General features: G+C 72.2%; 8 protein-coding genes. 6 read left to right on the forward strand and 2 right to left on the reverse strand.

What is annotated here, in order from left to right:
* The first annotated feature begins 499 nt into the window (after positions 1-499).
* From CP983_RS04130 to CP983_RS04140, 3 genes are all read left to right on the forward strand, one after another.
* Entirely contained in the window at positions 500-3,100 is a 2,601-nt protein-coding gene (locus CP983_RS04130) for an AAA family ATPase (protein WP_167537639.1), read from the forward strand.
* Between the two features lie 3 nt (positions 3,101-3,103).
* Positions 3,104-5,884, forward strand: a complete 2,781-nt coding sequence (locus CP983_RS04135) for an AAA family ATPase (RefSeq protein ID WP_150498574.1) — start codon at positions 3,104-3,106, stop codon at positions 5,882-5,884.
* Positions 5,885-6,305: 421 nt separating this feature from the next.
* Positions 6,306-6,998 carry a LuxR C-terminal-related transcriptional regulator gene (locus tag CP983_RS04140; protein WP_150498575.1) on the forward strand — a complete coding sequence of 231 codons (693 nt, stop codon included), beginning with the start codon at positions 6,306-6,308 and terminating at the stop codon, positions 6,996-6,998.
* 62 nt (positions 6,999-7,060) lie between these two features.
* Here CP983_RS04140 and CP983_RS04145 read toward each other — a convergent pair whose 3' ends face one another.
* Together CP983_RS04145 and CP983_RS44925 are read right to left on the reverse strand one after the other, a co-directional pair.
* Complete coding sequence (locus CP983_RS04145) at positions 7,061-7,834, reverse strand: thioesterase II family protein (RefSeq protein ID WP_107908422.1); 774 nt, start codon at positions 7,832-7,834, stop codon at positions 7,061-7,063.
* Between the two features lie 151 nt (positions 7,835-7,985).
* Positions 7,986-10,838 (reverse strand): ATP-binding protein, encoded by a 2,853-nt coding sequence (locus CP983_RS44925; RefSeq protein ID WP_150498576.1) that lies wholly within the window; start codon positions 10,836-10,838, stop codon positions 7,986-7,988.
* A gap of 361 nt (positions 10,839-11,199) precedes the next feature.
* On the opposite strand from CP983_RS44925, the gene CP983_RS04155 reads away from it, so the two are divergent.
* The 3 genes from CP983_RS04155 to CP983_RS04165 all read left to right on the forward strand — a co-directional run bounded on the left by CP983_RS04155 (position 11,200) and on the right by CP983_RS04165 (position 14,663).
* Positions 11,200-12,381 carry a cytochrome P450 gene (locus CP983_RS04155; RefSeq protein WP_150498577.1) on the forward strand — a complete coding sequence of 394 codons (1,182 nt, stop codon included), beginning with the start codon at positions 11,200-11,202 and terminating at the stop codon, positions 12,379-12,381.
* Between the two features lie 178 nt (positions 12,382-12,559).
* Positions 12,560-13,750 carry a cytochrome P450 gene (locus tag CP983_RS04160; protein WP_308436537.1) on the forward strand — a complete coding sequence of 397 codons (1,191 nt, stop codon included), beginning with the start codon at positions 12,560-12,562 and terminating at the stop codon, positions 13,748-13,750.
* Between the two features lie 79 nt (positions 13,751-13,829).
* Complete coding sequence (locus tag CP983_RS04165) at positions 13,830-14,663, forward strand: phytanoyl-CoA dioxygenase family protein (protein ID WP_150498578.1); 834 nt, start codon at positions 13,830-13,832, stop codon at positions 14,661-14,663.
* Positions 14,664-14,680 lie beyond the last annotated feature (17 nt).

The following is a 14,680-nucleotide window of genomic DNA, read 5'->3' on the forward strand; positions in this document are numbered from 1 at the left end:
ATTGGAATCCAAGTCAACTGAACGGATGTCAGAAATCCATCCCTGAGCTGCCTGGATTCGTTTTAACTCCACTGGGTACGGATGAAGCCCCAACTATGGCCCCCGGAGCGGGAATCCAGTGTTCACCCGAGTTACCGGCCAGTTTCTCGCAGATGACCCGTCGATGGCTGGAGCGGGACCAAGTGCCCGTCCTGAACAGCCCGGTTGGCCGGAGAGTAACGACGGAGGGGCCGCCGCGGGATTCAACCAACCCGTTCCGTCGCCACCGTTCCGCTTATCAACGCGTGTTGATTCCTCAGTAACCTCAAAAAAAGCTCAGGGATCCCCGGGTAAACCTGTAATGGGGGTGCGTGGCTCGCTAATCTCCGATTCGAAGGAAGAGCAGGTCACCCACTGTCATCAGACGAGAGGTGCGCATGCGAAACCGTCCGCGGCTCGCCGACCGACCCCCCACCGCCCCCCACCTGGTGCGTGCCGCGACCCCCCACCAGGGTCGCCCATGACCGCCACACCCGCTTTCGTCCCCGCTCAACTCGTCGGCCGGCAGGCCGTGCTCGACACCCTCGACGGGTTCGTTCGACGACTCGAGGACGGTGTCTCCGACATCGCCGTCGTCACCGGTCCCGTCGGCTCCGGCCGCAGCGCGGTCCTCGACCGGGTCGTCGACCGGGCCCGTGCCGCGGGTCTCGCCGTCGGGGTCGCCCGCTGTTCACCGCGTGAGTCCCAGCTCCCGTACGGTGCCATCACCCAGCTCCTGGGCACCCTGTGCCGGCCATCCAGGATCGGTGCCCTCGCCTCCGGCATCGGCCCCACGAGCAGGCCCACGGACACCGTGGCCCGGATGTGCGACACCCTGCTGACCCTGTCGGCCGGCCGGCCCGTGCTGCTGGCCGTGGACGACCTGCACCTCGCCGACCCCCACTCCCTGCGCCGCCTGGTCGATCTGATCCACCGCGCCCGGCAGGGCGCGGTGCTGGGCCTCGTCACCTCCCCCGTGCCGGTCCGTCAGGTCCTCGACGCCGCGGGCGCCCGGCCCGCGGCGCCCAGTTCGGTGCACACCCTGCGCCTCGACGCGCTCACCACCGCCGAGGCGCGCAGCGTGGTCGAGGCCCGCGTCGGCCACCCCGTACAGCGGTCCGTGCTCACGGTGGCCGGGGTCGCCGGCTGGTCCCCCGCCGTGCTGCACGCCGTCGCCGACCGGATCACCGGGCTCGGACGTCCCCTGGACACGGACGCGGTGCCGCAGCTCATCGCCGCCGCCCGCACCGCCTGGTCCACCCGCGCCCTCACCACCCTGCACGGTCTGCCCAAGAACGTGGTGGCCCTGCTGCGGGCCACCGCGGTCGGCGGGCACCAGCTGGAGCCGGCCCGGCTCGCGGCCCTCGCCGGTCTCGACGCGACCGCGTTCGCCGACGCCGTGGACGCCCTGCGGGCGTGCGGGCTGCTCGCCGACACCGACATTCCCCGGCTGCGCCACCCCTGGTTCGCCGACGACGTCCTGGCGGGCATGACCGGGCCCGAGCGCGACCGGCTGCACCGCCGCGCGGCGTCGCTGCACGGCCAGGAGGGCGCGCGCGTGGGCACCGTCGCCGACATGCTCGGCGACGTCACCTCGCTCGTGCGTTCCTGGACCGCCTCGGACCTCGCCGCGTCCTCCCGCCCCCGGCACACCGCCGACGTCACCACCGCGTCGCTGCGGCACTCGCTGTGCGAGCCGGTGACCGAGGCCGAACGGGCCCGGCGTCTGATCCGGCTGGCCACGGCCGAGGCGGTCACCGCCCCGCAGGCCGCGGACGGCCGGCTGCGTCAGGTGATGCTCCGTCACCTCAGCCGCGAGACCTGGCCCGACGTGCTCAACGCCGCCGATCTGCTGCTCAGCCGGGGCGACGCCGAGACCGCGCGCTGGGTGATCGCCGACGTGCACCAGCGGGCCCTGACCAAGATCCCCGACGAGGAGCTGCGCCCGCTGCGCGCCCTCGGCCGGCTCGCCCACAAGGAGAAGGGCGGACTCCCGCTCGTCGCCCCGCCCCCCGTCCACTCCGACCGGACCGGGCACCCCGCCCAGTCGGCCGTGCTCGCCTGGACCCTCGCCACCCGCGGTGACGAGCGGGACCGGGTCCTCGAACTCGCCCGCACGGCGCTCGACGAACCCGCGACCGTGCCGTTCATGTGCCGCATAGCCGCGGCGCGGGCCCTGCTGAGCGCGGACGACATACCCGCCGGCCTCGACCGTCTGGACGCCGTCGCCGCGGACGCGCGTGGCGCCGACGCCCTCGCGGCGGCCGCACAGGCCCTGCTGAGCCGTGCGGAGGAGCAGATACGCCTCGGTCACGGCGAGGAGGCGCTGCGCGAGCTGACCGCCGCCACCCGGGCCCTGCCCCCGGCGTCGTGGCACAGCCTCCTCGCCCCGCGCCTGGCCGCCGCCGAGGTCCTCGCCCTGCTCCGCTGCGGCCGCGTGGACGAGGCCCGGCGCGCCTCGGAACGCGCCCGGAGCAGGCCCGAGGGCCACAGCGTCACCACGGCGTTCCTGCTGTACGCCCGTGCCGAACTCGCCCTCATCGACCAGGACCCGGCCCGTGCGCTGCTCCTGCTGGAGGAATGCGGCCGCATGCTGCGGGCCAAGCGCTGGCGCAACCCCATGCTCATACCGTGGCGCAGCGCCGCGGCCGTCGCCCACCACCACCTGGGCGCCGCAGCCACCGCGGACGACCTGCTCGTGAAGGAACGCGAGGTCGCCGAGCGCTGGGGCACGCCCGGTGCCTTCACGGCGTTGCGCGCCCGCACCCTCGAGGCGCTGGCAGGCAACGGCGTCGAAATCCCTCGGGCATACGCCGGGTCCGCCCCCTCGCCACGGTCCTCCCACGACGCTCCGGCAGCGTTGCCCGACGTGACCGCCCCGGCGCCGGACCCGCTCACGCCGTCCGAGCGCGACGTGGCGGACCTCGTCCTGGCCGGGCTCGTCAACCGTGAGATCGCCCGCCGTCTGGGCCTTGCCACCCGCACCGTCGAGCTCCGGCTGACGCACACCTACCGCAAGCTCGGCGTGAAGGGCCGTGCCGCCCTCGTCGCGCATCTGCGCGCCCGGCAGGAGGACGACTGAGCCATGCTGCTGGAGCGCGAGCAGGAGCTGGCCGTACTCAACGAGGCGGTCGCCGAGGCCCGGGCGGGCACCGGCGTCCTCGTCGTCGTCGAGGGCGGCACCGGCGCCGGCACCACGGCCCTGCTGAACCGGCTGGCCGAGCGGGCCACGGCGACCGGCGCCCTGGTGCTGCGCTCCGGCGGCATCCCCGCCGAACGCACCGTCCCCTTCGGTGTGCTGCGCCGGCTCGTGCTTCCGCTGGTCGCCGAACGCGATCTGCCCGCTCCCCTGCTCACCGCGGTGCCGCCCATCGCCGCCGGCCCGGACCACGCGGGCCCAGAAGGCGAGGCGGGTGCCGTCGTGCGCGCCGACACGCTCCACTGGCTGCACATCCTGTTCGCCGGCCTCAGCGCCGAGCGGTCCGTGGTCCTCGCCGTCGACGACCTGGGCTGGGTCGACGACGACTCCCTGGAGGCCCTCGCCCATCTCGCGGCGCGCCTCGACGGCCTGCGCATGCTGCTGGCCGTGGTCCGCAAGGACGGCCTCGGCACCCGCGACCCGCTCGTCGGCGAGATCACGGCGGCCGCCACCCACCGCGTGCGGGCCTGCGGCCTGTCCCGTCGCGGCACCGCGGCGCTGGTGACCCGTCATCTCGGGGACGGCTGCCCCGAGGAGTTCCGCCGGACCTGCCACGACATCACAGCGGGCCGGCCCAAGGACCTGCGGGTGCTGTGCGACCGGGCCCGGTTGCGGCGGCTGGGCGCACCCCACTGGCACACGCAACGCCTGCGCGGGCTGGGCGAGTCGCTGCGCCGCGAGCGGCTGCTGTCGATGCTGCGGCGCGAACCCGTCCTCGACGCCTTCCTCAAGGCCACCGCCGTGCTCGCCGACCAGGCCACGGACGACCTCGTCGCCCGGCTCGCGGGTCTGACCGGGCAGCAGTGCGCGTACGCCCTTGAAGTCCTCACGCACACCTGGCCGCCCGAGCCCGGCCACGACCGGGCCGCCCACACGCGCGCGGCCTGCGCCGTCGTACTCCAGGCCATGGGTGACGAGGAGAGTTCCCGCCGCCACCGGCAGGCGTCCGCCGTGCTCGACGCGTGCGGCGCCGGACCGGAGGAGGTCGCTCTGCCGCTGCTGCACGTCGACCGGCTGGGCGACCCGTGGGAGATCCACCAGCTGCGCGCCGCCGCCGCGGCCGCCCGCCGCCGGGGCGCGCCGGAGACGGCCGTGCGCTATCTCGGCCGTGCCCTCGTCGACGTACCGGCCGGCAGTCACGTCCGTGCCGAGTTGCTGTACGAGCTCGGGGTCACCGAGCTGGACCTCGAGTCCCCGGTGGCGGGCCGCCACTTCGTGCAGGCGGCGCGGCTGATGCCGAGGCTGCGGCGTCGCGCCGAGGTGGTCTCCAGCACCCCGATGGACATCGTGCGCAGCGATCCCGAGGTCGCCGCGCTGGTCAGGGAGACCGCCGCCGGTCTCGGGACTCCGCGGGAGGGCGACCGGCAGGGCAGCTACCTCGCGATGCGGCTGGAGGCCCGCGCACGGTACGCGGGGCTGGAGGATCCCGGCCTGGTGACATCGGCGACGCGCCGGCTGCTCGACCTCGACGAACAGCGCCACGTCGCCTCCGCGGCCGAACGCGAGTTGCGCACCGTCCTCGTGTTCTCGGCCGCCATGGGCGGGCAGTCCGACCACCGGACAGTGGCCGGGATGGCCCGGCAGGTCCTGGAGGAGGAGCCGGCGCACAGCGCCCTGTCCGGTCTGGCGCTCGAACTGCTGCCTCCGGTGCTCTACTGCACGGACAGCCCGCAGGTCGTCGCGTCCTGGCTGGCCGCGGCCCGTCTGCATGCCGCGCAGGAGGGCAACGCCACGACGCTGTCCCGGATCGAGGCGGTGCAAGGGCTCGCGCTGCTGTCGCGGGGCGAGGTCGGCGCGGCCCGGGAGTGCGGGGTGCGCGCGCTCGCGCTGGCCGAGGGCGGGACGCCCAGGGACCGGGTGCACGCCACTCTCGTCCAGGGCCACGTCGCCCTCGCGGTGAGCGACGCCGCCCTTGCCGAACGGCTCCTCGAAGGCGCCGAACCGGCCGCCGACCTGCGGATGTTCGCCCTGTTCGGGGCACTGAAGGGGATGCTCGCGGAGGACCGCGGGAATCTGCCGGTGGCCCTCGCGCACTACCTGGACTGCGGGCGGGTCCTGGAACGCGCCGGGTGGGTGAACCCGGCGTTCGCGCACTGGCAGGTCAGGGTCGCCCTCATTCATCACCGCGCGGCCCGGACCGCCGACGCCCTGGCCGCCGCCCGCACCCATCACGAGCGTGCGCTCGCCTGGGGCGCGCCGACCGCGCTGAGCCGGGCGCTGCGTCTGCTCGGCACGGTCACCGAGGGAGCGCCGGGAATCGAGTTTCTGCGACAGGCCGTGGACATCGTGGAAACGGAAGGCAGCCGGCTGGAGTTGGCCCACTCCCTCATCGAATTGGGCAGACGTCTGCAACGGGAATCCCTCCCGGAGGGCGATCGGCTCTTCCGGCGCGGCCGCCGGCTGGCCGCCGAATTGGTCAACGCGCCGGTCGACGCCGGGGACGGCGGCCCGGCACGCACCGAGCAGGCCCTCACCGCCGGGCTCACCCCGGCCGAGACGAGAGTCGCGGAGCGCGCGGCACGCGGGCTGAGCAATAGAGAGATCGCAGAGGAACTCGAAACGAGTCTACGGGCCGTTGAAAGACACCTCACGAGCTCCTACCGCAAATTCCGGATTACCGGCCGGGAACAACTGGCCCACGCCATGGGAATGGACGCGACCCGCTAACCTGCCCAGGACGGCATTGATCCGTGCTTGCCGACCTGCGCGGAGTTTTGTTCATTGTGTTCACGGAATCCTGGGAACTCAAAGTCGCACTTTTTCCATCATCTTCACCACCGCACACTCCGCCGGACCCGCCGGCAGCCGAGCAACCGCTCTGACGTGCACAGATGCTCACTTCGGCGCCGCCCGCAGGTCGTGTTCACCGGTTACCGAACGGTACTCGAAGGCATCCGCATACGGGACCGCAATGTGCACCGAACCACCGCCGGCGGGTACCGCAGTCTTAACGGTGAATAGGGCCTTGCGAACCCTGCATGCCTTGACATGTATTTTCTCTCGATGGCAATGTCATAGGTGAAGGAACACTCCCCGCTGCGGGATGCACCACTGGTCATGAGCGCTGAGAGAGAGTGGCCCACCCCCCATGAAAAACGCCGGCCTAGACTCCGCAGAAATCCTCCCCGACGCACCGCGGAACTGGTCTCCGGAACCGTATCGCGACAATTATTTGGCGCTTTTCGAGCAGTCCCTCGTTTGCATCGCGAACCTTGATCTGGAATTCCGGATAATGGAGGCCAACCAGTCCTTCGCCCAGCAATTCGCCTGGAGCCCCGGGCAGGGCACGGGAAGGGACTTCTGTGAACTCCTGCACCCCAGTGTGCAGGGCAAGCTGAAGAACGAGCTGATCCGTCTGGCGGACGGTCAGAGTCCCCGGTTCGCGGACCACTTGGTCGCGCTGGGCGCGCAGGACGCCGTATTCCGTGGCGAGATGACCGGAATCGCCGTACGAAGCGGTGTCGGCCGGGTGGACCGCATACTGGTGCTGGTCGACCCGGAGGAGTCCGAGAACGGTCCGCAGATCGCCAACGCACGGCGCAAACTCTTCAGCCCGATGCACGCTCGGATTCTGGAGGGAGTGGCATCAGGCGAGTCGACGGTACAGCTCGCCACGAAACTGTTCCTGAGCCGCGGCGGGGTCGAGTATCACGTCTCCTCTCTGCTGCGGAAGCTGAAAGTGACCAACCGGCCGGCATTGATATCGAAGAGCTATTCCCTCGGTGTCTTCGCCGTCGGTCAGTGGCCACCGCGGGTACGCCCGGAGTTCGTGTCCGAGTGACCGCGGCCGGTTCACCGCTTCGAAGGCCCCGCCGTTTTCGCCGGCGGGGCCTTCGGGGCTTTTCAGGAGCCGGCCGCACGGGCCGCGTCGAGCTCCGTGAGGATCTCGTCGTACACCTCGCTCAGGTGGCCGGTGAGGAAGAAGTGGCCGCCGGAGAAGACCCGCATCCGGAAGGCGCCCTCGGTGTGGTCACGCCAGGCCTCGGCCTCCGCGAGGGTCGTGCGCGGGTCGGAGTCGCCGGTGAGGACCGTCAGCGGTCCGCGCATCCGGCGCTCGGGCGGGCAGGTGTAGGTCTCGATGGCGCGGTAGTCGCCGCGGATCGCGGGCAGCGCCATTCGCAGCAGTTCGTCGTTGCCGAAGACGGCCGCGTCGGTGCCGTTGAGGAGCCGCAGTTCGTTGATCACTCCCTTGTCGTCCTGCTGGTGCACCCGCTCGTCGCGGTGGGAGGAAGGAGAACGCCGGCCCGACGCGATCACGGCACGCGGCGGGTTGGCGCCGAGTTCCTCCAGCCGCAGCGCCGTCTCGAAGGCGAGGACGGCGCCCATGCTGTGGCCGAAGAACACCGTGGGCTTGTCGCTCAGTTCGCGGATCTCCTCGCACAGCAGGTCCGCGAGCTTGCCGATGTCCTCGACGCACGGCTCGGTGCGCCGGTCCTGGCGTCCCGGGTACTGGAGCGCGACCACGTCGGCCTCCGGGGCGAAGCGCACCGACACGGGGTGGAAGAAGCTGGCCGAACCGCCCGCGTGCGGAAAGCAGACCAGCCGTACGGCGCTGGAGGCGGCGGGGTGGTAGCGGCGGATCCACGCCGTGGTGGCGTCGTCGGCGATACGCGACATGGGCGTCCTTTCCAGAGCTTTCGTCGGTGCGGCGGCGGCAACCGGCCCGCCGTCGCCGCCCATTGAACGCAAGGCGCCACCTGCAAAACCCTAAACTTCGCCGCCGAGGTGGGGCGCCACGACCGGTCCGGGCGCGGCGCCCGTCCGCGTCTCAGCCGACGGGCCTGCGCTCGGCGGCGAGGACAGCGGCGAGTTCGCCCCGCCCGCGGATGCCGAGCTTGCGGTACACGCTCGTGAGGTGGAACTCCACGGTGCGCTGGGTGAGGAAGAGGGCCTCGGCGATCTCCCGGTTGGTGGCTCCGGCGGCGGCCCGCTCGGCGACCTGGCGTTCGCTGCCGCTCAGCGCGTCGGTGGGCGACTCGGTGCCGCTGCGCAGGCGGCCGCCGGCCGCGCCGAGGGCGGGCACCGCCTGGTCGAGGAGCTGCCGGTCGCCGCACAGTACGGCGATGTCGATGGCACGGCGCAGCCGTTCGCGCGCGCCCTCGAAGTCGCCGCGCTCCAGCAGCCGCCGGCCGAGCAGGTACTCGGCGCGGGCGTGCTCCAGGCGGCCGGGGCTGCCGTCGAGGAGACGGGTGGCCTCGGTCAGTTCGTCGATGCCGGTGTCGCCGGGCGTGAGGACACCGCGGGAGACGGCGAGCATGCCCTGGGCCCGGGGTGTGCCCCAGCGCAGCACCGCCGGCGCCACCCGGTCGACGACGTCCCGTCCCTCGCCGAACCGGCCGAGGTCGGCGAGCACTTGCGCGGCGTCGTACCACCAGGGCGCCAGCACGGGGTTGCCGATGCCCGCCTCGGCGAGGCTGTCGCCGCAGCGCACGAGATGGCCGAGGGCGCCCTCCAGGTCACCGAGTGCGGCGCGGGTGCGGGCCCGGCTCATCATGTAGGTGTGGGACTCCAGCGTGAACTGGTCCAGGCGTGGCCGGCGCACCAGATCGAGGAGTTCCTCGGCCTTGCGGGCGTCGCCGCGCAGGACCAGGACGTCCGCGAGGGTGCAGTGCGGGCCGACGGCGCTCTTCACATGCAGGTCGCGGTGGACGAGGTCGAAGGCGAGCTGTGCGTCGGACAGGGCCTGGGCTATGTTGCCGGCCCACATGTGCACCTGGGCGCGGGTGGTGGAGACGAGGGCGCTGTTCCAGGCCTGGCCGCGCTTCTGTGCGTGTTCGAGCAAGGTGGTGAGCACCAGCTCGACGGGCCTGATCTCGTCGGCGAGGTACAGGGTGAGGCTCGCGCCGAGGGCGCCCCAGCCGCCCAGCGACACGTCGCCGACCCGCAGGACTCGTTCGGCGGCCGGGACCAGTTCGGCGGCAGGGCGGCCCTCCAGGGTGCCGAGGGCGCACAGCATGCCGAGCAGCAGTCGTTCCTCGGCGGTCTCGCCGGGCGGCAGGGTGTGGTCGCGGAACCGTTCGCTGACGCGGCGCACGGTGGACTTCTCGTCGAGCCCGGAGACCAGCGCCATCGCCTCGACGAGGGTGCGCAGGGCCTGTTCGTCCGGGGCGTCGCCCAGTTCGGCCTCGACCATGGGCAGTGTCTCGCCGACCAGCTCGAAGGCCCGCAGCGAGTTCTGGGCGCCGAGGGAGGTGATGACGTACTGGAGGACGAGTCGGCAGCGCGGACGCGGGTCGGTGGCGAGGGTCAGCGCGTGTTCCAGGCGGCTGAGCGCGGTGGGGTGGTCGGAGTGGGCGAGGACCCGGGCGGAGGCAGACAGCAGTTCGATGTCGTCGAGGTCGTGCCGCAGGGCGCGGGAGAGGTACTGGCCGGCGGTGGCGGGTGCGCCGCGCTGCTCGGCGCCGAGGGCGGCGGAGCGCAGGACGGTGACCATCCAGGGCTCGGGCACCTCGGGCAGGTGCATCAGCTGGACGGCGACCTGGTCGCTGGGGTGCCCGGAGTCGTTGAGCAGGCGTGCGGCGCGCTCGCGCAGCGCGAGGAGTTGCTCGGCCGGTGTCGCGTCCAGGACGGCCTGGCGCATGAGGTCGTGGCGGTAGGCGAGGGAGTCCGGGTACAGCAGCCCGGCGGTGCGCAGGGCCTCGACGGCGCCGGCGGCGGGGCCGGGGGTGGTGCCGGCGAGGGCCGCGACGGTTTCGATGTCGTCGGACTCCAGGACCGCGAGGGCCTTGGCGACGGCGAGTCGTTCGGGGGTGAGCCGGTCGAGGTGGAAGCGGGCGATGGTCCCGTGCCCGAGGCCGTCGTGCAGTGCGTCGGCGTCCAGCGCGGCATCCCGGGTGCGTCCCTTCAGCTCGCGCACGAGGAGCTGGACCAGGAACGGGATGCCGCCGGTCAGTTCCATGCAGCGTGCGACGACGGCGGCGTCGGGTGTGACGGCCAGGGACGCGGCGAGCATCTCGCGCACGGCATGGTCGGTGAGCGGCTCGACGTCGACGGTGAGGCAGGAGGAGGCGTCCGTCATCTCGTCCAGTACGTCGGGGCGCGCGGGCTCGACCTCGGTGCGCAGGGTGAGGAGCAGGGAGACCGGCAGGCCCTCGGCCCGTCGCAGCAGGAAACCGAGCCAGCTCAGCGACGCCTCGTCGCACCACTGGAGGTCGTCGACGGCCAGGACGACGGGACGTTCCGCGGCGAGCGAGGCGGTGAGCCAGTACAGGCCGTGCATGACGCCGTACATGTCGGCGGGCCGGCCGTCGGGGTCGCCGTCCGTGGTGAGGGCGGGCAGGGCGAGGGCGGCGCTGCCCGCCAGCGCGGCACTGCCGGCGAGCAGTGGATGCCGGGCGGGGTCGCCGTCGGTGAGTCCGAGGGGCGCGAACAGTCCGCGCACGGCGGCGTAGGCGGCGCCGCCGCTCGCCTGGCACTTGACGGTGAGGACACGGGCGTCCGAGTCCAGGTCGGTGAGCACCTCGTGCATCAGCCGGGTCTTGCCGATTCCGGCGGGGCCGCGCAGCAGGACCGCACGGCCTTCGCCCGTTCCGTGGAGGTGCTCACGGATCAGGGCCAGTTCCAGGTCTCGACCGACGAGCGTCGGCTCGTCTTCCGACTTGAGGCCGGAGGTTAAAGCCACCGCGTCTCCTGTATTGCGCCGCCACTCGGAACAGTTGGCGGAATGTACGAACCGAACGACCGTTTTCTCGTCCGATCATACGCACGAGCAGGGGTGATCCTCGCCCGCGCGCGATGCGGTCGCGCGCCCCCCAGGGGCCACATTCACACGTTTACGAATGCCAACCCGAGGTCACCTCACAGCACCCTTCCGCCGGTCAGGAGGTGGACCGGAACTATATGTTCCGGTTCATTCGACGCACGCAGCAAGGAAGGTGAGCGGCATTCACATTTGAGTGTGGCGCACCACACATGAGTGGAGTGGTGCGCACCGCCCCGAACTCTCGGGAAATCGTCAGTGCGGGGGCGGCAGGCTCGGCCCCATGCCGCACACACCGCCGTTACCCGTGCTCGACACCGACTCGCGCCCCGTGTTCGCGCCCAGCCCGCTGCGGGCGCTGAGGGACGAGGCACCCGTCCGCCGCGTGCGTACCCCGGCCGGCGACGAGGCCTGGCTCGTCACCCGGCACGCCGAGACGAAGGCACTCCTCCACGACGAGCGGCTGGGCCGCTTCCACCCCGCCCCCGCAACCGCGCCCAAGTACGTCGACAGCCCGCTCGTCCAGTTGCTGATCATCGACGACGCCGACACGGCCCGCGAGATGCACCGCCGGTCCCGTGCCCTGCTCGGCCCGCAGTTCGCCGCGCGCCGTATGCAGGAGCTGAGACCCCGCGTGGCCGGCGCCGCGCGGGCGATCGCCGAGGTCTTCGCGTGCCGCGAGCAACCCGCCGATCTGCACGGGCACTTCGCGCTGCCGTACTCGCTGAGCATCCTGCACGAGCTGATCGGCGTGCCCGCCGAGCAGCGGGAACGCGCCACGCAGCTCCTCGCCGACATCGGCCGGATCGGGAAGGACGGGGAGGCCGCACCCGGCCCGGGCCCGCTGTTCGCCCTCTTCGGGGCGCTCGCCGAGGCCAAGCGAACCGCACCGGGCGACGACGTCCTGACCCGGCTCGTCACCGCCGACGTCCCCACCGAGCAGGCCGCCGCGCTCGCCGCGACCCTGCTGATGGCGGGCCTGGAGAGCGTGGCGAGCTTCATCACCCTGGGCGTCGCACTGCTCAGCCGCCACCCGGAGCGGCTGCGGACGGCGCTGGACGACCCGGAGGCGATGGCCGGGCTCGTGGAGGAAGTCCTGCGCAACGGCAAGCAGTCCGGCTCCGTCCTGCCCCGCTACGCCGCCGCCGACATCGACATCGCCGGCGTCACCGTCCGGGCCGGCGACCTGGTGCTGCTGGACTTCGCGCTGGCCAACCACGACGACCGCGTCTTCGAGCAGGCCGGGGAGTTCGACCCGCGCCGTGCGCCCAACCCGCACCTGTCGTTCGGGCACGGCATCTGGCACTGCCTCGGCGCCTCGCTGGCCCGGATCGAGCTGGCGGAGGCGTTCACCGCACTGTTCACGCGCATGCCTCAACTGCGTCCCGTGGTCCCGCACGAGCAGCTCATGACCAGTGCCGGGCGGCTCGTCGGAGGGCCGGCTGAACTGCCGGTGCGGTGGTAGCGAACCACCACCGCCAGTCGGCCGCCTCATGACCGACGCGGTCCCGGCCCCGAACCCCGCACCGGGGTTTCCGATCCCGTGCCAGAACTAGGGATTTGCCCGCCGTGAGCGGCCCATCCTTCGTCTCACATCGGGGTCCGGAAGTCCCGGTGCACCTCCCGGTGAGAGGGGACGGCACGTGACAGCGACCGACATGAAGGACGACGCCGCACGGCAGGTCGACTTCCCGTTCCGCCGGCCCGGCGAGCCCTTCCCCCCGCCCGGCTACGCCGAGTTGCGCGGGCGGGACGGACTGGCCTGGTCGATGATGCCGGGCGGCCAGCGCGTCTGGCTGCTGACCCGGTTCGAGGACGTGCGCGAGGCCCTGCTCCACCCGCACCTCAGCTCGGACTCCCGCAACGAGGGGTTCCCCACCCCGGGCCGTACCGGCGGACCGCCCGCGCAGACCCAGATTCCCGGCTGGTTCGCCACCCTCGACCCGCCCGAGCACGACCGCTACCGCAAGATCCTGATGCAGGACTTCACCGCCCGCAGGATGAAGGAGCTGCGGCCCCGCATCCAGAAGGTCGTCGAGGATTGCGTGGAGGCGCTGGTCGCCAAGGGCAGCCCGGCCGATCTGGTCGCGGACTACGCCGTACCGATTCCGTCACTGGTGATCTGCGAGCTGCTGGGCGTGCCCAACGCCGACCGGGCCTTCTTCGAGTCCCGGATCTCGGTCCTGGTCACCCTGTCGGCCACCGACGAGGAGCGGGACCGGGCGACCACGGAACTCCTGCGCTATCTGGGGCGGATGGTCACCATCAAGCGGCACCGGCCCGGCGACGACATGATCAGCACGATGCTCGCCGCCGGGGAACTTGCCCCGATGGAGGTCGGCGGGGCGGCCCTGCTGCTGCTCATCGCCGGTCAGGAGACCACCGCCAACAACATCGCCCTGGGCGCGGTGCCCCTCATGACGCATCCGGAGTGGATCGGCGACCCGGGCATCGTGGACGAGCTGCTGAGGTTCTACTCCGTCGCCGATCTGGTGCCGCTGCGGGTGGCCGTGGCGGACGTGGAGATCGGCGGCCAGCTCATCAGGGCGGGCGAGGGCGTGGCACCGCTGGTGGCCGCCGCCAACTACGACGACGGCAAGTTCGCCTGCCCGCACGCCTTCGACCCCGGCCGCTCGGCCCAGGGCCATGTCGCCTTCGGCCACGGCCGGCACAAGTGCCTCGGCCAGCATCTCGTGCGCGTCGAGATGGAGTTGGCCTACCGCGTCCTGTTCGAGCGGCTGCCCGGCATCCGGCTCGACCGCGCCGTCGAGGACCTCGACCACAAGGACAACGGCGTGCTGTTTGGGCTCGCCGAACTCCCGGTGCGCTGGTGACCCTCCGGCCACCCGGCCGGTTCGCGCGACTCCGCCCGGGCCACTTCGCCGACCGAACCCCACAGAACCAGGATCCCGCATGCCCGCAGACCTGACCCGGCTTCCCGCCACCGCACCGGTGTCCGACGTCACCGCCGTCCTGGAGCGCGACGGCGGTGTGATCGTGGAGGACCTCGTCGACGAGACGACCCTGAAGGGTCTGTGGGACGACCTCGGCCCTGCGCTCGACGGCGTCGGCTACGGCGACAGCTCGTTCACCGGCCAGCGCACCAAGCGGCTCAGCTCGCTCTTCGCCCGCTCCCGGCACATGGAGCGCATCGCCCTCGATCCGCTGTACCTGGGCACCGCGCGGGATCTGATCGAGCGCCCCTCGACGAACTGGTTCGGCCGGCAGCGCACCGACCTCGCCCCGAACGTCCAGGTCAGCATCACCCAGTTGATCCAGATCTGGCCCGGCGAGACCGCTCAGCCGCCGCACCGCGACGACATCGCGCATCTGCTGCCCAGCCCCGGCCCGACGAACCGGGTGCAGATCATGCTGGCGATGAGCGAGTTCACCGAGGAGAACGGCGCCACGATGGTCTACCCGGGCAGCCATCTGTGGGAGGCGGAGCGCGGGCCTCGCCCGGAGGAGGCGGTACAGGCGGAGATGGATCCGGGGTCCTGTCTGATCTGGGTGGGCGGCCTGTTCCACGGCGGCGGCGCGAACCTCGCCGACGACGCCCGCACCGGCCTCACGCTCGCGCTGGTGCGCGGCAATCTGCGCCAGGAGGAGAACCAGTATCTGGCCGTGCCGCGGGAGATCGTCCGTGAGTACCCCGAGGAGCTCCAGCGGCTGCTCGGCTGGGGCCTGTGCCCGCCGTTCCTGGGCTGGTACGAGCAGGAGGACCCGATCCGCCTGCTCGACGACTGACCACCGTCGCCGATCGG

The organism is Streptomyces chartreusis (assembly GCF_008704715.1).
GTDB lineage: Bacteria > Actinomycetota > Actinomycetes > Streptomycetales > Streptomycetaceae > Streptomyces > Streptomyces chartreusis.